The organism is Pseudomonas sp. SG-MS2 (assembly GCF_009933855.1).
Taxonomy (GTDB): domain Bacteria; phylum Pseudomonadota; class Gammaproteobacteria; order Pseudomonadales; family Pseudomonadaceae; genus Aquipseudomonas; species Aquipseudomonas putida_E.
Genome location: NZ_MOMO01000242.1, coordinates 1 through 20,162, shown reverse-complemented (window position 1 = coordinate 20,162; position 20,162 = coordinate 1). Strand labels below are relative to the sequence as shown.

General features: G+C 62.2%; 17 protein-coding genes. 7 read left to right on the top strand and 10 right to left on the bottom strand.

Annotation, left to right across the window (positions count from 1 at the left end; all coding sequences use genetic code 11):
* Window positions 1-125 precede the first annotated feature (125 nt).
* The 7 genes from pgsA to BLX42_RS22465 all read right to left on the bottom strand — a co-directional run bounded on the left by pgsA (window position 126) and on the right by BLX42_RS22465 (window position 6,291).
* Window positions 126-686 carry a CDP-diacylglycerol--glycerol-3-phosphate 3-phosphatidyltransferase gene (pgsA, locus tag BLX42_RS22495; protein WP_046785681.1) on the bottom strand — a complete coding sequence of 187 codons (561 nt, stop codon included), beginning with the start codon at window positions 684-686 and terminating at the stop codon, window positions 126-128.
* 32 nt (window positions 687-718) lie between these two features.
* Window positions 719-2,542, bottom strand: a complete 1,824-nt coding sequence (gene uvrC, locus BLX42_RS22490; protein ID WP_115274360.1) for an excinuclease ABC subunit UvrC — start codon at window positions 2,540-2,542, stop codon at window positions 719-721.
* A gap of 5 nt (window positions 2,543-2,547) precedes the next feature.
* Window positions 2,548-3,186 (bottom strand): UvrY/SirA/GacA family response regulator transcription factor, encoded by a 639-nt coding sequence (gene uvrY / locus BLX42_RS22485; protein WP_012315215.1) that lies wholly within the window; start codon window positions 3,184-3,186, stop codon window positions 2,548-2,550.
* Window positions 3,187-3,249: 63 nt separating this feature from the next.
* Window positions 3,250-3,639, bottom strand: coding sequence for a helix-turn-helix domain-containing protein (locus BLX42_RS22480; RefSeq protein WP_115274359.1), 390 nt, complete (start codon window positions 3,637-3,639; stop codon window positions 3,250-3,252).
* Window positions 3,640-3,792: 153 nt separating this feature from the next.
* A complete protein-coding gene (locus tag BLX42_RS22475) occupies window positions 3,793-4,224 on the bottom strand; it encodes a GNAT family N-acetyltransferase (RefSeq protein ID WP_046785678.1) in 432 nt (143 codons plus the stop codon).
* Between the two features lie 79 nt (window positions 4,225-4,303).
* Window positions 4,304-4,804 (bottom strand): PaaI family thioesterase, encoded by a 501-nt coding sequence (locus BLX42_RS22470; RefSeq protein WP_161872658.1) that lies wholly within the window; start codon window positions 4,802-4,804, stop codon window positions 4,304-4,306.
* A gap of 104 nt (window positions 4,805-4,908) precedes the next feature.
* Window positions 4,909-6,291 carry an amino acid permease gene (locus BLX42_RS22465; protein WP_161872657.1) on the bottom strand — a complete coding sequence of 461 codons (1,383 nt, stop codon included), beginning with the start codon at window positions 6,289-6,291 and terminating at the stop codon, window positions 4,909-4,911.
* 255 nt (window positions 6,292-6,546) lie between these two features.
* On the opposite strand from BLX42_RS22465, the gene gcvA reads away from it, so the two are divergent.
* Together gcvA and BLX42_RS22455 are read left to right on the top strand one after the other, a co-directional pair.
* Window positions 6,547-7,443 (top strand): transcriptional regulator GcvA, encoded by an 897-nt coding sequence (gene gcvA / locus BLX42_RS22460; protein WP_161872656.1) that lies wholly within the window; start codon window positions 6,547-6,549, stop codon window positions 7,441-7,443.
* A 105-nt stretch (window positions 7,444-7,548) separates the two neighbouring features.
* Complete coding sequence (locus BLX42_RS22455) at window positions 7,549-8,793, top strand: aspartate aminotransferase family protein (protein WP_161872655.1); 1,245 nt, start codon at window positions 7,549-7,551, stop codon at window positions 8,791-8,793.
* Window positions 8,794-8,796: 3 nt separating this feature from the next.
* On the opposite strand, the gene BLX42_RS22450 is transcribed toward BLX42_RS22455, so the two are convergent.
* Window positions 8,797-9,099 (bottom strand): hypothetical protein, encoded by a 303-nt coding sequence (locus BLX42_RS22450; RefSeq protein ID WP_012315223.1) that lies wholly within the window; start codon window positions 9,097-9,099, stop codon window positions 8,797-8,799.
* 139 nt (window positions 9,100-9,238) lie between these two features.
* Between BLX42_RS22450 and BLX42_RS22445 the strand changes: the two genes are divergently transcribed.
* A complete protein-coding gene (locus BLX42_RS22445) occupies window positions 9,239-9,664 on the top strand; it encodes a hypothetical protein (RefSeq protein WP_046785675.1) in 426 nt (141 codons plus the stop codon).
* A 73-nt stretch (window positions 9,665-9,737) separates the two neighbouring features.
* Window positions 9,738-11,849: an elongation factor G gene (gene fusA, locus BLX42_RS22440; protein ID WP_046785674.1), complete on the top strand. Its 2,112-nt coding sequence runs from the start codon at window positions 9,738-9,740 to the stop codon at window positions 11,847-11,849.
* A 50-nt stretch (window positions 11,850-11,899) separates the two neighbouring features.
* Here the strand turns inward: fusA and BLX42_RS22435 are convergent, their stop codons facing one another.
* Together BLX42_RS22435 and BLX42_RS22430 are read right to left on the bottom strand one after the other, a co-directional pair.
* Complete coding sequence (locus BLX42_RS22435; protein WP_115274354.1) at window positions 11,900-13,342, bottom strand: SulP family inorganic anion transporter; 1,443 nt, start codon at window positions 13,340-13,342, stop codon at window positions 11,900-11,902.
* Window positions 13,343-13,444: 102 nt separating this feature from the next.
* The gene (locus BLX42_RS22430) at window positions 13,445-14,599 is read right to left on the bottom strand and encodes a hypothetical protein (protein WP_161872654.1); all 1,155 of its coding nucleotides are present in this window, start codon (window positions 14,597-14,599) and stop codon (window positions 13,445-13,447) included.
* Between the two features lie 141 nt (window positions 14,600-14,740).
* On the opposite strand from BLX42_RS22430, the gene BLX42_RS22425 reads away from it, so the two are divergent.
* From BLX42_RS22425 to BLX42_RS22415, 3 genes are all read left to right on the top strand, one after another.
* Complete coding sequence (locus BLX42_RS22425) at window positions 14,741-15,475, top strand: secretin N-terminal domain-containing protein (RefSeq protein WP_161872660.1); 735 nt, start codon at window positions 14,741-14,743, stop codon at window positions 15,473-15,475.
* A gap of 493 nt (window positions 15,476-15,968) precedes the next feature.
* Entirely contained in the window at window positions 15,969-17,294 is a 1,326-nt protein-coding gene (aceA, locus tag BLX42_RS22420; RefSeq protein ID WP_012315229.1) for an isocitrate lyase, read from the top strand.
* A gap of 537 nt (window positions 17,295-17,831) precedes the next feature.
* Complete coding sequence (locus BLX42_RS22415) at window positions 17,832-19,589, top strand: OPT family oligopeptide transporter (RefSeq protein WP_161872659.1); 1,758 nt, start codon at window positions 17,832-17,834, stop codon at window positions 19,587-19,589.
* Window positions 19,590-20,162: the final 573 nt, after the last annotated feature.

The window sequence follows — 20,162 nt, the reverse complement described above, 5'->3', positions numbered from 1 at the left end:
AGACTCGAACTCGCGACCCCGACCTTGGCAAGGTCGTGCTCTACCAACTGAGCTATTCCCGCGTCGTGATGGGTGCCATTCTAGCGATATCTAAAACGGCGTCAACCCCTTGATTCAAAAAAGTTTTATTTTTGTTCCGAACCTTCACGCAGGTGCGGCCAGGCGGCCAACAGGTAATGGGCCATGGACCACAGCGTCAGCGCAGCGGCAACCAGCAGCAACCCGTAGCCCAGAATCACCCAGAAGGTCACCAGCGGCGGGTTGGCCAGCAAGATGATCAGCGCCAGCATTTGCGCTGCGGTTTTCCACTTGCCGAGGTTGGACACCGCCACATGCGCCCGCGCCCCCAGTTCAGCCATCCACTCGCGCAGGGCCGAAACGACGATTTCGCGGCCGATGATCACGGCGGCCGGCAGGGTCAGCCAGAAGTTGGCGTGCACCTGCACCAGCAGCACCAGGGCTACGGCGACCATCAGCTTGTCGGCCACAGGGTCGAGGAACGCGCCGAACGGCGTGCTCTGCTGCAGGCGACGGGCAAGGTAGCCGTCCAGCCAGTCGGTGGCGGCGGCGATGGCGAACACCGTGCTGGCGGCCATATAGCTCCAGTGATAGGGCATATAGAACAGCAAGATGAAGATCGGAATGAGCAGGACGCGTAGAACGGTGAGCAGGTTTGGAATATTCATCGGTACGACTGGCTGCGGGTTGAGCCCGCATTCTACTCGCTATGCAGGCTGGCATAAATCGACTCGGCAAGCTTTTTACTGATGCCGGGGGCTTTGGCGATTTCATCGATACTGGCGCGGTTGAGCTCCTGCAGGCCGCCGAAATGTTTCAGCAGGTCGCGGCGGCGCTTGGGCCCTACCCCGGCAACGTCTTCCAGGCTGGACACACGGCGGGCCTTGCCGCGGCGGGCGCGGTGGCCAGTGATGGCAAAACGGTGAGCTTCGTCGCGGATCTGCTGGATCAGGTGCAGCGCCGGGTTGTCGCCCTTGAGGGTGAACTCGTGCGCCACGTCATTGAGGTAAAGGGTCTCGAAACCGGCCTTGCGGGTCACGCCCTTGGCCACACCGAGCAGGGTCAGGTCGGTGAAGGCCAGCTCCTGCATCACTTCGCGGGCCATGTTCAGCTGGCCCTTGCCGCCGTCCACCAGCAGCACGTCAGGCAATTTGCCCTCGCCGTCCTTGATACGCCCGTAGCGGCGCGTCAGGGCTTGGTGCATAGCGGCGTAGTCGTCGCCGGCGGTCACGCCTTCGATATTGAAGCGACGGTAATCGGACTTGAGCGGGCCTTCGGGGCCGAATACCACGCAACTGGCTACCGTCGCCTCGCCGCTGGAGTGGCTGATGTCGTAGCACTCCAGGCGCTGGGGCACTTCGTCCAGGCCCAGCACCTCGGCCAGGGCCTCGAACCGCGAAGCCATGTGCTGGCGGTTGGCCAGGCGGGCATTGAGCGCCTGTTCGGCGTTGGTCACCGCCAGTTGCTGCCAACGGGCACGGGTGCCACGCACGCGGTGGCTGATGGTCAGCTCGCGGCCGCGCAGGGTTTGCAGTGCCTCGCTGATGGCAGCGAAGTCCTCGTGCACCACGTTGACGATCAACTCACCCGGCAATTCGCGCTCGGCATTGCCCAGGTAGTACTGGGACAGGAAAGCGGCCATCACTTCGGCCACCTCTTCTTCAATACCGACCTGCGGGAAGAAGTTCTTGCTGCCCAGCACCCGCCCACCGCGCACGCTGATCAGGTGCACGCAGGCGCCACCGGGGTTGACGAAGGCGGCGACCACATCCACATCACCAGACCCGCCTTCCATGTATTGCTGGTCCTGGACCCGGCGCAGCAAGGCGATCTGGTCGCGCAGCTCGGCTGCCTTCTCGAAGTTCAGGGCCATCGCGGCCTTTTCCATCTCGGCATTGAGCTCATTGCCCAACTGCTGGCTGCGGCCCTCGAGGAACATCACCGAATGGCGCACATCCTCGGCATATTCCTCTGCGTCGACCAGCCCCACACACGGCCCCTTGCAGCGCTTGATCTGGTACTGCAGGCATGGGCGGGTACGGTTGGCGTAGTAGCTGTCCTCGCATTGGCGTACCGAGAAGGCTTTTTGCAGCAGGCTGAGGCTTTCGCGGATGGCCCCGGCGCTGGGGTATGGACCAAAGTAGCGCCCCTTGGCTTTTTTCGCGCCACGGTGAATGCCCAGCCGTGGGAATTGGCCGTCGGACAGAAACACATACGGGTAGGATTTATCGTCGCGCAGCAGAATGTTGTACGGCGGCCGCCACTGCTTGATGAGGTTCTGCTCGAGCAGCAGCGCCTCGGTCTCATTGGCAGTGATGGTGGTTTCGACCTGGGCGATGCGCCCTACCAGCGCAGCGGTTTTAGGCGCCAGGCCGGTCTTGCGGAAATAGCTGGCCAAACGCTTTTTGAGGTTCTTGGCCTTGCCCACATAGAGCAGCCGAGTCTCGCTATCGAACATCCGGTAGACGCCCGGGCGAGCGCTACAGGTCGCCAGGAACGCGCTGGCATCAAAGACTTGGGACATGAGGTTCAGAGGCTTGCGTCGACCATACCGTGGCGAACGGCCAGCAAGGTCAGTTCGACGTCGCTGGTGACCGAGAGTTTTTCAAAGATCCGATACCGGTAAGTATTGACGGTCTTGGGCGACAGGCACAACTTGTCCGAGATGAGCTGAACCTTCTGGCAACCGACGATCATCAGGGCGATCTGGATTTCCCGCTCCGACAGGGCGTCGAACGGCGACCCTTGCGGTTGGAACGACTTGAGCGCCAGTTGCTGAGCAATCTGCGGGCTGATGTAACGCTGCCCGGCAAACGCCAGACGGATGGCCTGGACCATCTCGTCCAGCCCCGCGCCCTTGGTCAGGTAGCCGGCCGCCCCGGCCTGCATCAGGCGCGTGGGGAACGGGTCTTCTTCACACACGGTCACGGCCACCACCTTGGTGTCAGGGTGGCTACGCAACAATTTGCGGGTAGCCTCAAGGCCACCGATACCAGGCATCTTGACGTCCATCAGCACGACATCCGGCTTGAGCTCCCGGACCAGCTTGAGCGCCGACTCGCCCGAATCCGCCTCCCCCACTACCTGCAAGCCGTCGATATCGGCCAGCATGCGTGTAATACCGGTTCGCACCAGATCGTGGTCGTCGACCACTAGGACCCTAATCAAGCAGACACCTCGTCAACAGGGCGATTGGATCCCGCCACCTTAACAAAATTTTTCAAGACGGGCCTAGCGTAAAACTTCCTTCGGAAATGTCCTACGCTCACGCCACTGTGGCCGCATCGCTTCACTGCGGCCTGCATCGCCCATCAGGCGCTCCAGCAAATGCCTAAACGCCGCTTTGTCGTCGGCCGCCAGGCGCCTGAACGCAGCCACTAAACCGGTTTCATCCGCCGTCAGGCTTTCCAGCGGCGCCGGGGTGCGCACACCGCTGAGTACATAGAGCGCGTCGACTCCTCTGGCCGTCAGGGCAGCCAGGTAATCGACCCTCGGTGTGCGCTCGCCACTTTCATATTTGCCCTGGGCATTGGGCTCGACGCCGCCGATATCACCAAACACCCGCTGGGTCATCCCCAGCCGTTCACGCTCTTCCCTAAGACGCGTACCGAGCCCATTCATACTGATGCTTCTCCTGCTTCCCTAGCCATCGTCGGATACTGCTCACAACCCTGTGGGCTCTTGCAGACTGCTCGGTCACTATGCCCATCGCACGCCGGGGTCGCAAGCCAGTATTGAGCCAGCACCTAGGGCCGCAAGCTCGATCAGCAAAGATCAGCCGACCACCTTCTGCATACGCACAAAACACTCATCCTCGCCCATTTCGACAAACCCCTGGCGCCGGTACAGCCGCCGCGCCGGGTTGCTCTTGAACACCATCAAGCGCAGCAACGGCAGCCTCTGCTGCGCCGCCTTGGCAGCCAGCGCTTGCAGCACCCAACTGCCAACCCCTTGCCCGCGATGCTCAGGCAGCAGGTGCAGCTCGCGAATGAACAATGCCTGGCGATCCTTGCTGAGGCTGCAGAAGCCCAGCACGCGGTCCCCGTCTACGACCAGCCACTGCTCGCGCCAATCCCAGGCCTGATCGAACGCTTCTTCGATCCACAACAGATCGAACTCCCGGTAGTACGCCAGCATGGCCCGACGCGTGAGGTCACGGGCGAAGGTGCGGTGGGCATCGGTGGCAGGTATCAACTCAATGGGCATCACACACCGTCCAGGTGCACAACCAACGGTGGCCGGGCAGCTCGCGCTTACAGCGGGTCATGGGGCTCTCCTGCCGTTGTCAGCTCACCTGGCCATGGGCCTTGAACTTGAGCTTTTCGGTATCCACACGGACGAACACCGAATCGGCGCAGACGGTCAGCACATCCCCCGCCCAGACCTCGCAGATTACCCGTGTCTTGCGCCCGACTTCGCCTTCCACACGCGCCTTGAGCAGCAGCTCGACCCCCATGGGTGTGGGCTTGAGGTAGTTCAGGCCCAGGCTGCCGGTGACACAGTCGATACGCGGCAGGCTGCCGGGGGTACGCCCTTCGGCCCGGTAGTGGTAAGCCATGGCAGCCCAGTTGGAGTGGCAATCGACCAGCATCGCCAGCAGGCCGCCGTAGACGAGCCCCGGCCAGCCGGTGAAGGTGGTGTCGGGCGTGTGACGGCACAGCAGATGGATACCGTCGGCGTCCCAATGGCTCTGCACATGCAGGCCGCTGGGGTGGGCAACGCCGCAGCCGTAGCAAATGCCGTCGGGTGCGGCCAGCGCCTGCAGGGAGAGAGCTTGTACGGTCATACGCTTCCTGTGCTTTTTGGAATGGGAAGGGATGCAAGCTGCATGGTAGCGCCGCGTTGGGCATGGGCCAATGAAAATGCGGGGCGCAAAGCGCCCCGCAAGGGTCAGGCAGGCTGCGCCACCGCCCTGGCACGCCGCTGGGTCAGCGAAACCAGCACGATGAACAACGTCACCCCGGCCGTCATCAGCGTCTCATAACGGTACGCATCACTGAACAGCATGTAGCCCAGTACCATCACGATGGTGCCGATCACCAGCCAGGTCAGCCAGGGGAACAACCACATCTTCAACTCCAGCGGCCGCCCCTCTCGATCAGCCCGGGCCCGCATGCGCAACTGCGAGACGGCAATCACCAGGTACACCAGCAAGGCAATCGCACCGGTGGTCGACAGCAGGAAGCCGAACACCTTGCCGGGGAATACGTAGTTGACGAAGCAGCCGGCAAAGCCTGCCAGGGTCGAGAGGACCACCGCCACGGTCGGCACGCCAGCACCGGAGATACGCTTGGTCATGCTCAGTGCCTGGCCGCGGGCACCCAGGGAATACAGCATCCGCGAAGCGGTATAGAGGCCGGAGTTCATGCAACTGGTGACCGCCACCAGCACCACCAGGTCGACCAGCAGTTTCGCCCCGGGCACATTCAGCACCTCAAGTACCCGCTGGAACGAGCCCACGGCCTTGAGTTGCGGATCGTTCCAGGCCACCAGCGACACCACCAGGAAGATCGAGGCCAGGTAGAAGATCGCGATGCGGTACACCACCAGGTTGGTGGCGCGGCGAATCTTGTCTTTCGGGTTGGCGGTCTCGTCAGCGGCAATGGTGACGATCTCGGCGCCAAAGAACGAGAAGATGGTGATCAGCACGCCACCGAGCACCGTACCGAAGCCATTGGGCATGAACCCGCCGCTGTCCCAAAGCCGGCTCACCCCTGAGACTTCGGCCAGCGGCCAGAAGCCGAACACAGCCAGGCTGCAGACCACGATGAAGGCAATGATCGCGATTACCTTGACCAGGGCAAACCAGTACTCGAACGCACCGAAGTTCTTCACGCTGACCAGGTTGGTGCCCGACAGCAAGAACATGATCAGGAAGGCGAACAGCCAGGACGGTACCGCCGGGAAGTAGGCATGCAGGATGTCAGCCCCGGCGATGGCTTCGACCGGGATGATCAGCACCCAGAACCACCAGTACAGCCAGCCGATGGTGAACCCTGCCCAGGGGCCGATGGCCTCGGAGGCGTACGTGGAGAAGGAGCCGCTGTTGGGGTTGGCGATGGCCATTTCGCCAAGCATGCGCATCACCAGCAACACCAGCAGGCCAGTCATGGCGTAGGAGATGAGAATGGCCGGGCCAGCGGTGGCAATGGCGTTGGAGGAACCGATGAACAGGCCGGCGCCAATGATGCCGGCAATGGAAATCATCGACACCTGACGGGAGGTCAGGCCGTGCTGCAGGGAACGCTGTTTCTTGTTTTCTAGCGAAGCCATGGAGAACCCTCGAATGGGTCGGCCGCCGCAGGGACGGCTGAAAAAGTTGGAGCAGAATTCTTGTAAGTCGTGATGCTCTTTTTTCTTGTTTTGAAGTCGCCGGCGGTGCACTTGCCTCCTCTTCGCAGTACCGGTTGTAATCGTTGATCCAGGTCAGTATTAATCTATAGGGCGAGGTCAACAAACGACCTTTTCGAAGCACATGATTCCAATACGGAATGAACTCCTTCCTTTTTTGCTCGGTACGCGCCTGCCATGTCCAAACGCCTGATGCCCTCGACTACCGCCCTGCAGTGCTTCGAAGCGGCCGCCCGCCACCTGAGCTTCACCCGGGCGGCACAGGAACTGCACCTGACCCAGAGCGCCGTCAGCAAGCAGGTCGCGCAACTTGAAGAAATGCTGGCGCACTCGCTGTTCCAGCGCATTCGCCGGCGCCTGCACCTGACGCCGGCGGGCGCCCTGTACCTGACCGAAGTGAACAAGATCCTTAACCAGATCGACATTTCCAGCCGCTACATCCTCAGCTATGGCGACGAAACCGAAGTGCTGCGCATCGCCACCCAGCCCACCTTCGGTGCGCGCTGGCTGGTGCCCAGGCTCAAGGGCTTCGGTGACCGCTACCCGCGCATCCACCTGGACATCCGCAACGAACTGGAGCCGTTCGACCTGGTGCAGGCCAAGGCCGACATCGCCTTCTTTTTCGGCCAGGGCACCTGGCCAGGGGCGACCTGCATCGAACTGTTCAGCGAAGAGGTGGTGCCGGTGTGTACCCCGCAGCTACAGGCCAGGCACCGCTTCGACAGTGCCCAAGCCCTCACCGAACACCGCTTGCTGCAATGCGCATCACGCCCGGAGGCCTGGCACGAATGGTTTCTGGGGCTGGGCCTGCACAGCCAGAACAGCTACCACGGGCCGCGCTTCGACACGTTCTACCTGTGCATCCGAGCGGCCATCGCCGGTTGCGGCATCGCCCTGATCCCGCGCTATCTGGTGGCCGAGGAGTTGAGCGAAGGCAAGCTGGTAGTGGCGTGGGACCACCCGGTGGCGAGCAATGGCCGGCACTTCATCGCCCATGCCGAGCATGCGGCAGAGGTGCCGAAGATCAGGGCCTTCGTGCAGTGGATTGCTGAACGCGTGGCAGAGGGAGATTGACCAAGTTCGCGAATCCAGGGAATGAACGCAATCGAATAATTCGTTTGCGGAACAACACTTCGGCGCGCTTCGATATTAAGAAACTCGAACAAGGTCCGCGTGCCCATGAATCTGGAAAGTATCAGCCAATCCATTGCCATCGTTCATCCGATTACACTTTCCCATGGCCGTAATGCCGAAGTCTGGGATACCGACGGCAAACGTTACATCGACTTCGTCGGCGGCATCGGCGTGCTCAACCTGGGCCACTGCAACCCGGCCGTGGTCGCGGCCATCCAGGCCCAGGCCACGCGCCTGACCCACTATGCTTTCAACGCGGCGCCTCACGGCCCTTACCTGGAGCTCATGGAGCGCCTGCGCGCGTTCGTGCCGGTCAGCTACCCGCTGGCCGGCATGCTTACCAACAGTGGCGCAGAAGCGGCGGAAAACGCCCTCAAAGTCGCCCGCGGTGCCACCGGCAAGCGCGCCATCATCGCCTTCGATGGCGGCTTTCATGGCCGCACCCTGGCAACCCTGAACCTCAACGGCAAGGTCGCCCCCTACAAACAACGCGTCGGTGAACTGCCGGGGCCGGTGTACCACCTGCCCTACCCCAGCGCCGATACCGGCGTCACTTGCGAGCAGGCGCTCAAGGCCATGGACCGCCTGTTCAGCGTCGAGCTGGCAGTAGAGGACGTGGCGGCGTTCATCCTGGAGCCCGTGCAAGGTGAAGGGGGCTTCCTCGCCCTGGACCCGGCCTTTGCTCAGGCGCTGCGCCGTTTCTGCGACGAGCGCGGGATCCTGATCATCATCGACGAGATCCAGTCGGGTTTCGGCCGCACCGGCCAGCGCTTCGCCTTCCCGCGGCTGGGCATCGAGCCAGACCTGCTGCTGTTGGCCAAGAGTATCGCCGGCGGCATGCCGCTGGGGGCGGTGGTCGGGCGCCAGGCGTTGATGGCGGCGCTGCCCAAGGGCGGCCTCGGCGGGACCTATTCGGGCAATCCGATTGCCTGTGCAGCGGCGCTGGCGAGCCTGGCGCAGATGACCGATGAGAACGTCGCCACATGGGGCGAGCGCCAGGAGCAGGCCATCGTCAGCCGGGTTGAACGCTGGCAGCAACGCTTCCCGGTCATCGGACGCCTGACAGGCGTCGGCGCGATGCGCGGGATCGAATTCGTCAATGCAGACGGCAGCCCTGCCCCCGCTCAGCTGGCCAAGGTCATGGATGCAGCAAGGGCAAAAGGCCTGTTGCTGATGCCCAGCGGCAAGGCGCGACACATCATTCGCCTGCTGGCGCCACTGACCATCGAAGCCGAGGTGCTCGAAGAAGGGTTGAACATCTTCGAGCAGTGCCTGGTCGAGTTGAACTGAGGCTTACAGGCCCAGCTCTTCCGGGGTGAGCATGTCGGACTCGAAAGCGATCCAGCCGCCTTCGAGTTCGGCGTGGCCGTTGACGATCGGGCCGTAGTAGGTAAGGCCGTTCTCCAGCGTCACGCAGATATGCGTGGCCGGCTTTTCCGGAGCCGCGAGCGTGCCGACGAAATGCACCTTCTTCAGGGTTTCGGTCACGGCTTCCAGGCCAACACGCATGCTGGGGTTTTCCGAGGCCTCGATATCGCCCCCACGGTCTTCGGCGCTGATGGTGACGGTGGCGGTGTACGGGAACTGGGTGCTCAAGCGGGGTTACCTCGGTGTTGGATGCAGGCTTGCGGGCGCGTAGAGTACGGCAGCTGTGCGCAGTTGTCTCTAATGGCCACCCCCGCCCTGATCTGTTAGGGTGCCCGCCGATGCACGCCACACCACACGAGGACACCGAGTGAGCGCCGAAGAACCCCTGATCGCCGACCTGTTCGAGGTCGACAAACGCCTGACCCTCAAGCCCGTCGTGGATTTCAACGCTTACCTGCGCAACGCCTTCGGCGAAGGCCCGTGCCGCTGCCACCGCTGCACCGAAGGTGGCGACGAAAGCACCTATACCCACGCCCACAGCTTCACCCTCGATGGTCGCCAATGGCACCGCCGTTTCGCCACCACAGCCGGCAGCGACGTGGCGCAGGTACTGAAAAAAGCCTGGCTGTCGTACACCAAGGCAGACCTGAACCCGGTCGGTGCCCTGGACCTGACCACCCTCAAGACCTTCACCGAAGCGGCTCTGCACGAGCGCCTGCTGGCCCTGCTGCCCGCCAGCGGCGTTGCCCGCGAAGTGGACGGCCAGTGGCTGCTGCAAGCCCAGGCCGACTGACGGCCCGGCGGTAAAGCAGGATTCTCCCGCTCTGCTACCTTGGGAGAATCCGCTCATCCGCAGGTAGTCCGTCATGGCCCGCACAACGCCCATCGAGCTGTACCGCAACATTGGTATCGTCGCCCACGTGGATGCCGGCAAGACCACGACCACCGAGCGCATCCTGTTCTACACCGGGGTCAACCACAAGATGGGCGAGGTGCACGATGGCGCCGCGACCATGGACTGGATGGCCCAGGAACAGGAACGCGGCATCACCATCACCTCGGCGGCGACCACGGCCTTCTGGCAGGGCTCGACCAAGCAGTTCGCCGACAAGTACCGTTTCAACATCATCGATACCCCCGGCCACGTCGACTTCACCATCGAGGTGGAACGTTCGCTGCGCGTGCTCGATGGCGCCGTGGTGGTGTTCAGCGGTGCCGACGGGGTAGAGCCGCAGTCCGAGACGGTGTGGCGCCAGGCCAACAAGTATCACGTCCCGCGCCTGGCCTATATCAACAAGATGGACCGCCAAGGCGCAGACTTCCTGCGCGTGGTCAAACAGATCGACAAGCGCCTGGGGCATCACCCAGTACCCATCCAGCTGGCCATCGGCAGCGAAGAGAACTTCATCGGCCAGATCGACCTGGTGAAGATGAAGGCGATCTACTGGAACGACGCCGACCATGGCACCACCTACCGCGAAGAAGAAATCCCGGACGAACTCAAGGCACTGGCCGACGAATGGCGTGCGCACATGGTCGAAGCGGCGGCCGAGGCCAATGATGAGTTGACCACCAAGTTTCTCGATGGCGAGGAGCTGAGCATCGACGAGATCAAGGCCGCCCTGCGCCAGCGCACCATTGCCAACGAAATCGTGCCGACCATCCTTGGCTCCTCGTTCAAGAACAAAGGCGTGCCGCTGATGCTCGATGCGGTGATCGACTACCTGCCCGCGCCCTCCGAAATCCCGGCAATCAAGGGCACCGACCCGGACGACGAAGAGAAACACCTGGAGCGCCACGCCGACGACAACGAACCGTTTTCGGCCCTGGCGTTCAAGATCGCGACCGACCCGTTCGTCGGCACGCTCACGTTTGCCCGGGTGTACTCCGGGGTGCTCAGTTCCGGCAACGCAGTGCTCAACTCGGTCAAAGGCAAGAAGGAGCGCATCGGCCGAATGGTGCAGATGCACGCCAACCAACGTGCAGAAATCAAGGATGTATGCGCCGGCGACATCGCCGCCCTGATCGGCATGAAGGACGTGACGACCGGCGACACGCTTTGCGACATGGACAAACCGATCATCCTCGAGCGCATGGACTTCCCGGACCCGGTGATCTCCGTGGCCGTAGAACCCAAAACCAAAGCCGACCAGGAGAAAATGGGCATCGCCCTGGGCAAGCTGGCCCAGGAAGACCCCTCGTTCCGCGTGCGCACTGATGAGGAGACCGGCCAGACCATCATTTCAGGCATGGGCGAACTGCACCTGGACATCATCGTCGACCGCATGCGGCGTGAGTTCAACGTCGAGGCCAATATCGGCAAGCCCCAGGTGGCCTACCGCGAAAAGATCCGCAACACCTGCGAGATCGAGGGCCGCTTCGTTCGCCAGTCCGGCGGGCGCGGCCAGTATGGGCACTGCTGGATCCGCTTTGCACCGGGCGATGAAGGCAAGGAAGGCCTGGAGTTCATCAACGAGATCGTTGGCGGCGTGGTACCCCGCGAGTACATCCCGGCGATCCAGAAAGGCATCGAGGAGCAGATGAAGAACGGCGTGCTTGCCGGCTACCCACTGATCAGCCTCAAGGCTGCGGTGTTCGACGGCTCCTATCACGACGTCGACTCCAACGAGATGGCCTACAAGATCGCTGCCTCCATGGCTACCAAGCAGCTGTCGCAAAAAGGCGGAGCGGTGTTGCTGGAGCCGGTGATGAAGGTCGAAGTGGTCACGCCCGAGGAATACCAAGGCGACATCATGGGCGACCTGAGCCGGCGCCGCGGCATGATCCAAGATGGCGACGAGACCCCCGCCGGCAAGGTGATCCGTGCCGAGGTGCCGCTGGGAGAAATGTTCGGCTACGCCACCTCGATGCGCTCGATGACCCAAGGGCGGGCCAGCTACACGATGGAGTTCACCCGTTATGCCGAGGCGCCGGCGAGCATTGCTGACGGCATTGTGAAGAAGAATCGCGGGGAGTGAAGCCGCGAGGGCTATGCCGGCGATAGGGCCAGCACAGCCCCCGCAAAAACTCAGTGCTGCTCGCCAGCGCGCTTCAACAGTTTCTTGCAGCGCTCGGACAGATGCACCACCCGCAGCTGCTTGCCCGCCTTGGCATACCGCTCGCGCAAGGTCTTCAACGCAGCAATTGCCGAGTAATCGACGAAGCTCACGTGCTGACAATCCAGGGTAACCTTGGCCGGGTCACCCGCAGGGTCGAACTGGTTGAGAAACGGCGTGACCGAGGCGAAGAACAGCGTGCCATGCACCTGGTAATGCTTGACCCCCTCGGCGTCTTCATGGCTGTCGGCATACAGCTCCCGCGCATGCTGCCAGGCAAAATTCACCGCCGCGATGACAATGCCGAACAGTACGGCCGTGGCCAGGTCGGTGAACACGGTGACCACCGTCACGGCAATGATCGCCAGCACATCGCTCACCGGCACTTTGTGCAGCACGCGCAAGGACGCCCACGCGAATGTCTGCTGGGCGACCACGAACATTACCCCGACCAGCGCCGCCAACGGGATACGCTCGATCAGCGGCGACAGGAACAGCACGAACAGCAGGATCATCACCCCCGCCACCACGCCGGACAGCCGGCCGCGGCCATTGGAGCTGAGGTTGATCACCGTCTGGCCGATCATCGCGCAGCCGCCCATGCCACCGCACAAGCCGGAAACCATGTTGGCTGCACCCAAGGCCACGCACTCGCGGTCCGGGTAGCCGCGGCTCTCGGTGATCTCGTCGGTGAGGTTCAGGGTCAGCAGGGTCTCCAGCAAGCCGACCATGGCCATCAGCACCGCGTAAGGGGCGATGATCTTCAGCGTTTCAAGGTTCCAGGGCACATCCGGCAGGGCCAGCGTCGGCAGCCCACCAGCAATGTGCGCCATGTCGCCAAGGGTGCGGGTTGGCAGGTCGAGCAGGTACACCAAAAGGCCAACGCCGAGGATCGCCACCAGCGCTGGCGGCACGGCACGGGTCAGCTTTGGCAGCACGTATACCACCAGCATGGTCAGTGCCACCAGGCCGATCATCAGCCAAAGGGGCGTGCCGCTGAGCCACTGCTCACCCGTCTTGAAATGCTCCAGCTGGGCCATGGCGATGACGATCGCCAGGCCGTTGACGAAGCCAAGCATCACCGGATACGGCACCAGGCGCACCAGCTTGCCCAGGCGCAACAGGCCGAACAAGATCATCACCACACCGCCCAACAGCACGGTGGCCAGCAGATACTGCGCACCGTGTTGCACCACCAGGGCGACGATCACCACCGCCATCGAGCCGGCAGCACCGGAGATCATGCCCGGGCGGCCGCCGAACAGCGCGGTGAGGGTACAGATGATGAAGGCGCCGTACAGGCCCATCAGCGGGTTTAGGTGCGCCACCAGGGCGAAAGCGATGCACTCGGGCACCAGAGCGAATGAAGTGGTCAGGCCGGCGAGCAGGTCGGCGCGAAGTCGGGCGGGTTTCATGGGTGTCCTGTGATGCAGGGCCAGGCGGCCGGTACTGAAAACAATCGAAGGGCGGGATGTTACGGAATTTGTCTGGCAGTGACCACCGCGAGCGGGCCAGCCCTAGCCGCGCGCCAGCCACTCGGCCATTGCCACATCCTCCAGCGCGTACTCGCCGCGATTGGCCTTCCACACCAGCTCCTTTTCCCGCAAGGCATCCAGGGCTTTTTGCACATTGGGTGTCGTGGCGTTGGCTTCGGCAGCAGCCTGTTCCAGCTTGCGATTGACGTCGATGAAGGTCTGTTCGGTGAAGGGCGAGAACGGCTGCCGGGCCCGCGTGCGCTCGGCCATCACTGCCAGCACCGCCTGTTGCAAGGCAGACAGCTCGTTCCAGGCACTTTCGTAGTCGCTCCACACCCCGGCCTGATGGTTCAGCGCACCGGTGCGCAGCAGCTCGCCAAGGTTGCCTGCCTCGCCCAGCCCGATACTCACCTCGGTGAGCAGCTTGCCGAGCATCTCCGGGCGCCGGCCAACACGCTCAAAGGCATACTCCAGGTCCTCGGCCTTGAACTGGTTGCTGGCCGCCAGACGGCCATTCCAGACACCGGTCACGAAGTCGACGAAGTCCCGCCCCAACAGCGGAAACGCAGTGATGCTGGCGCCATAGAATGGCTGCTTGCTCTTGAGCACCAGATTGGCCAGCTTGTCCCGGCTGGACCCGGTAAACACCAGGCGCAGGCCATCGGGGCGGTCACCCCGGTTGAGGTGATCGCGCGCCGCCTTGAGCGCGAACATGGCGTTCAGCCCACCCTCGCTGTTGAGGGCATGCTGCGCCTCATCCACCACCAGCACCACCATTTGCCCGCACACCTGATGCAGCACCGCAAGTGCCTGGGCCAGCGTGGTACCGGCGGGCAGTTGCGGGCGGGTGAAATCCCAGCTGAGCGTACGCAGCAGGTTGATCTTGTCGATACCCGCCTTCTTCGCGGCTTTGGCCAAGGTACTTTCAAAACGCGCCAGAGCGCTGCCGATGGCACAGCTGATCAACTCGGCAGGGTCGGCATCACGGTCAGACCACAGGTCGACATACACCGGCAGCCAGCCACGCTCCAGGCAGGCTGGAATGAAGTCGTTGTTCAGGAAGGTGCTCTTGCCCGTGCGCCTTGGCGCAGCGAGGAACATACCCGAGCTGTAGTCGACGAACGATTCGCCGGCCAGGTCCCGTACCAGGGCTTGAGCCAACTGTTCGCGGCGGAAGATCGGGCGGGCAAGGCTCATGGCAATATCCTGAATTATCCAGATGACTATAATTTATATCTTATAGAATAAAAGCAGGATAAAAGACACCTTGTGATGGACAACCGGCACGAGTCGCACAATTTTGCCATCATGTTGATTCCACCTGCGGAGATCATGGACATGGCGCTACGCCCCTTTCTAACTTCCCTGCTGCTGGCCGCCAGCCTGGCCGCCCAAGCCGCCACCGAAGTGCTGCCGCTGCAGCACCGCAGCAGCGCCGAACTGCTGCCCGCCGCCCAGTCGTTCATTGGCAAGGACGGTAGCGTCAGCGCCTTCGAGAACAAGTTGATCGTCACTGCCAGCCCCGAACGCGTAGACGACCTGCGCGCCCTGCTGCAACAGCTGGACACCGCGCCCAAGCGCCTGATGATCAGCGTCGACAACAACGACAGCAACTATCAGGACAACCGTGGCAATGCGCGCATCATCCATTACGGCACCAGCAACCGGGATGGTGGCCTGCAACAGGTCCAGGCCAGCGAAGGCCAACCGGCGCTGATCCAGGTCGGCCAGAGCATCCCTGTCACCAGTACCAGCACCGACGGCTATGGGCGCATCCAGAGCAACACCGAATACCGTAATGTGACCCAGGGTTTCTACGTGACCCCAAGCCTGATCGGCGAAACCGTTCGCCTGCAAATAAGCACCAATAATGACCGAATGAGCCATGAACGTGCTGATGTAGTGAAAGTACAAAGTACCGACACGACGGTCACCGGCAAGCTCGGTGAGTGGATTACCCTGGCTGGGTTCAACCAGCAGAGCCAGGCCGATCTCAGCGCGTCAAGCCACACTTACAGCACCCAACGGGGTGAAAACATGACTTTACGTGTCAAAGTCGACCTTCTCGACTGATCCCAGGCAAATCAAGGCCTCGACCAAAGGCCTTGAAACTGACCAACAAGTCGCATTAGACCAAAGATGTAGTAAGCCCAAAAAAGCACTACAAAACATTTGACAGGCTCTTTTTCCCAAGGGCATGATGGCCTCGCTCCCGCTAATCAGGGGCCCTGGCAAGGGCCTTCGAGGCGCCCTCCTCCCACCCTTGGAGGCACCTCGTGTCTATACGGCCCACAAGGCGGTTCGACGGGATTGCGACTGCAACGAAGAAGTTGTCCCGAGGGACGGAAGCGGATCACCGCAGTTCTGGCAATCGCGTAGCACCGCAGCAAGGCATCCACGAGCCGACCTGCCGGCGCATGCCCTCGCCCAGGCTGCAACTCCTTCCCCCTTCGAGCCTTCGCGTTCGCCGCCGCACTCCCCCGAACAGGACAGCCGCCACACCCCTGATTCGCTTCGTGAGCATCAGCACAATTACCCCAAGATCGATGCGACGAGGTTTATTTCCATGGCACTGACACGCGAACAGCAAATTGCAGCCCTCGAGAAAGACTGGGCCGAAAACCCGCGCTGGAAAGGCGTGACCCGTACCTACACCGCCGCCGATGTCGTTCGCCTGCGTGGCTCCCTGCAGCCGGAGCACACCCTGGCCCGCCTGGGTGCAGAAAAACTGTGGAAGCTGGTCACCGAGGGTGCCCACCCGTCCTTCCGCCCAGAAAAAGATTTCGTCAACTGCATGGGCGCCCTGACCGGCGGCCAGGCAGTGCAGCAGGTCAAGGCCGGCATCCAGGCCATCTACCTGTCTGGCTGGCAGGTGGCCGCCGACAACAACTCGGCCGAGTCCATGTACCCTGACCAGTCGCTGTACCCGGTCGACTCCGTACCGACTGTGGTCAAGCGCATCAACAACTCGTTCCGCCGCGCCGACCAGATCCAGTGGAAAGCCGGCAAGAACCCGGGCGACGAAGGCTACATCGACTACTTCGCGCCAATCGTGGCGGACGCTGAGGCCGGTTTCGGCGGCGTGTTGAACGCCTACGAGCTGATGAAGAACATGATCGAAGCGGGCGCCGCCGGCGTGCACTTCGAAGACCAGCTGGCCTCGGTGAAAAAGTGTGGCCACATGGGCGGCAAGGTCCTGGTACCTACCCAGGAAGCCGTGCAGAAGCTGGTTGCAGCGCGCCTGGCCGCTGACGTATCGGGCGTACCGACCATCATCCTGGCCCGTACCGACGCCAACGCCGCCGACCTGCTGACCAGCGACTGCGACCCGTACGACCAGCCGTTCGTGATCGGTGAGCGTACCCGTGAAGGCTTCTACAAGGTCCGCGCCGGCCTCGACCAGGCCATCGCCCGCGGCCTTGCCTACGCGCCGTACGCCGACCTGATCTGGTGCGAAACCGCCAAGCCGGACCTGGACGAAGCCCGCCGCTTCGCCGAAGCGATCAAGAAGGAATACCCGGACCAACTGCTGTCGTACAACTGCTCGCCTTCCTTCAACTGGAAGAAGAACCTGGACGACGCCACCATCGCCAAATTCCAGCGCGAGCTGTCGGCCATGGGCTACAAACACCAGTTCATCACCCTGGCTGGTATCCACAACATGTGGCACGGCATGTTCAACCTGGCGCACGACTACGCCCGCAACGACATGACCGCCTACGTGAAGCTGCAGGAGCAGGAATTCGCCGACGCCAGCAAAGGCTACACCTTCGTGGCGCACCAGCAGGAAGTGGGCACCGGCTACTTCGACGACATGACCACCGTGATTCAGGGTGGCGCATCGTCGGTGACGGCACTGACCGGTTCGACCGAAGAAGAGCAGTTCCACTGATAGTGGTTTGCTGCTGAAGAAAGGGCCCGGGGCTTGTGAAAGCCCCGGGCTTTTTAGTTCAGGTTTCTGGTTGTTTTCAGAAAATCGGTTTTCCCCGGCTCGAATGAGCCCACACAGGCCTTTCATGCCAGAGAGGTTTTGGCACTGCGCTGCAGCAGCGCCAAGAGCGATGACAGGTGCAGCAGGCGTTATGGGAGTGACGCCCGTCACATCGCACTGACTTTTCTTTCACTCAATTTTCACGGCACTAGGCAGAGACTAAAGCTATCCCTACGTGATAGACGCTCCTTTGCCCGCCCCTCCCGGCGGGCTTTCTTTTGCTCACGATTTGCAGTGGCTTGTCTCATCGCCCATTGCACCGTCCATTTCAAAAGCGCTACCCATCGGCGCACCGCAATAACTGACAGATAGCCAAACCGGGCCAAAATTTTTCAAATCTCTTTGCCAGCCGGGTCACACTGGCTGCCACTGAACCTTCGTGGCTTTCCGGGCTCAGTTGTGCAGACAACGCTTGCGCCATCTAGAAAGGGATTTGTAATGGGACATGCTCCAGCCGCCGCCCTCCCAAGGGTTCGCATCGAACGTGAGCTGAGCCTGCGGGCTGTGCTCACCGGCGCGATGCTGGGCATTTTGCTCACGCCATCGAATGTCTATGCGGGGCTCAAGATCGGCTGGTCATTCAACATGTCGATCATCGCTTTGCTGATCGGCTTCGCCCTGTGGCAGGGTATCGCGGGCCGCAAGAAGGAGCGGCCCGTTTGGACGCTGCACGAAAGCAACATCAACCAGACCGTGGCTTCGGCCGCCGCTTCCATCATTTCCGGCGGGCTGGTGGCGCCGATCCCTGCCTATACGCTGCTCACCGGCCACCAACTGGACCCGGTGCCGATGATGGCCTGGGTTTTCTCCGTAAGTTTCCTGGGCATCTGGATCGCCTGGTATCTGCGCCCCGCCTTGCTCAACGACCATGACCTGAAGTTCCCCGAAGGCATGGCGACCCTGGAAACGCTGCAGCAGATCTACCATCATGGGCGCGAAGCCATGTCTCGCATCAAGGTTCTGTGCAGTGCCGCGCTGCTGTCAGGGCTGGTGAAGTGGATTGACGGCTTCGTCTGGGCGCTACCACGCTGGGCACCCACGCCTGCGCTCGAGCGCCTGACCTTTACTGTCGATCCTTCGCTGTTGCTCATCGGCTTTGGCGGCATCATCGGCATTCGAGTTGGCCTGACGTTGCTGTTCGGCGCCGCGCTGGCCTGGGGCGGGCTAGCGCCGTGGCTGATCGACCACGCATTGGTAGTGATCGCCCCGAACGCCAGCGGCCCCCAGTTCGCCGCGCTTGTGGAGTGGCTGTTGTGGCCGGGCGTTAGCCTGATGGTCTGTGCAACCTTGACTTCATTGGCAGTTCGTCTGCTCCGAGTGTCACGGCGGTTGCCTGCAAATGCGCTTGCACATCGGGCGCCGCGCGCCAGGATACGGTTTTCGCCAGGGCCTGCATCCGGCCTGCTGCTATCCGTCGCTCTGGTCGTCGCCCTGCAGGCGCTGCTGTTCGGGATCGACTGGTGGATGGCGTTGTTGAGCATTCCTTTGGCGATTTGCCTTGCCGTCGTCGCCGCGCGCGTCGTGGGGGCCACCGGCATCGCACCGATTGGCGCCATTGGCAAGCTGTCGCAGCTCGGCTTCGGCCTGATCGCCCCCGGCCAGGTGGCCATCAACCTGATGAGCGCCAACACGGCGGGTGGCGCGGCCGGGCAATCCACAGACCTGATGAACGATTTCAAGGTTGGCCTGGCGATCGGCGCGACCCCGCACAAGCAACTCGTTGCCCAATGCATCGGTATTTTCATCGGCAGCGTGGTCGGCGTGCTGGTTTACCTGATGCTGATCCCGGATCCGCAGGCCATGCTGCTTACCGAGGAGTGGCCTGCGCCGGCTGTCGCGACCTGGAAAGCGGTGGCCCAGACGCTGACAGTTGGGCTGGGAGCACTGTCGCCGGAGATTCGCTGGGCGATTTTGGCTGCCAGCGCTGTAGGCGTGCTGTTGGGCACGCTGGACAGCCTACTACCGCAACGGGCGGCCCGCTGGCTGCCGAGCACCGCCGCACTGGGGCTGGCATTCATATTGCCGGCGTCGATCGCGATGATGATGGGTTTTGGCGCAGTGCTCACATGGCTGGTCAACTGCCGATGGCCGAGCGTCACGGAGCGCTTTGCGATCACAGCGGCAGCTGGGTTGATTGCAGGTGAAAGTATCACGGGCGTAGGGGCATCGTTCTGGGAGATGCTACGGACGCTGTAGCTGTACGAAACAGCGTCGCGAACACGGCATGAGGCAGCGCTTGTACCTTTGGCGGCCCTGAGTAAAGGTCAGTTCTGGGTCCGGCTGGTTTCTGTTTGTGTTCGGAAATCAGATTTTTTCCCTTTCTTGTAGTCCATTTCCCAAACATACTTCAGCCGCCTGTTTTCCGTTGCGGTCGCCCTGCTGGCGCTCTAGTCTCGGCCTGTTGCTGCACATCAGCGACACGGCTTTGACAGGCCGCGACGGTATTTGGCATACAGCTATCTTTATGGCGGCTGTACGTGTGGGCACGCTTGCGTGCGCCGGAACTTGCCAATTCCACCGGTCTGTCAACCCACGTACCGCTGCCACCCTTCTGTTTGACAGCAGAGAGGTCGCCGCACTTACAAGGAATTGGATAATGTTAAAGATAGTCCCCGATCCACCCCATGCCCTCTACGCTCTCGAAGACACTCTGATTCAGGCCGCAGACTTCGCTAACTGCGCGCTAGCCGTTACGCATCAGGCGATACTGGTTCAGCCGCGGTCGCCTGCGTCGGCCCTGATGATGGCGTCGACACATGAACTCGAGTC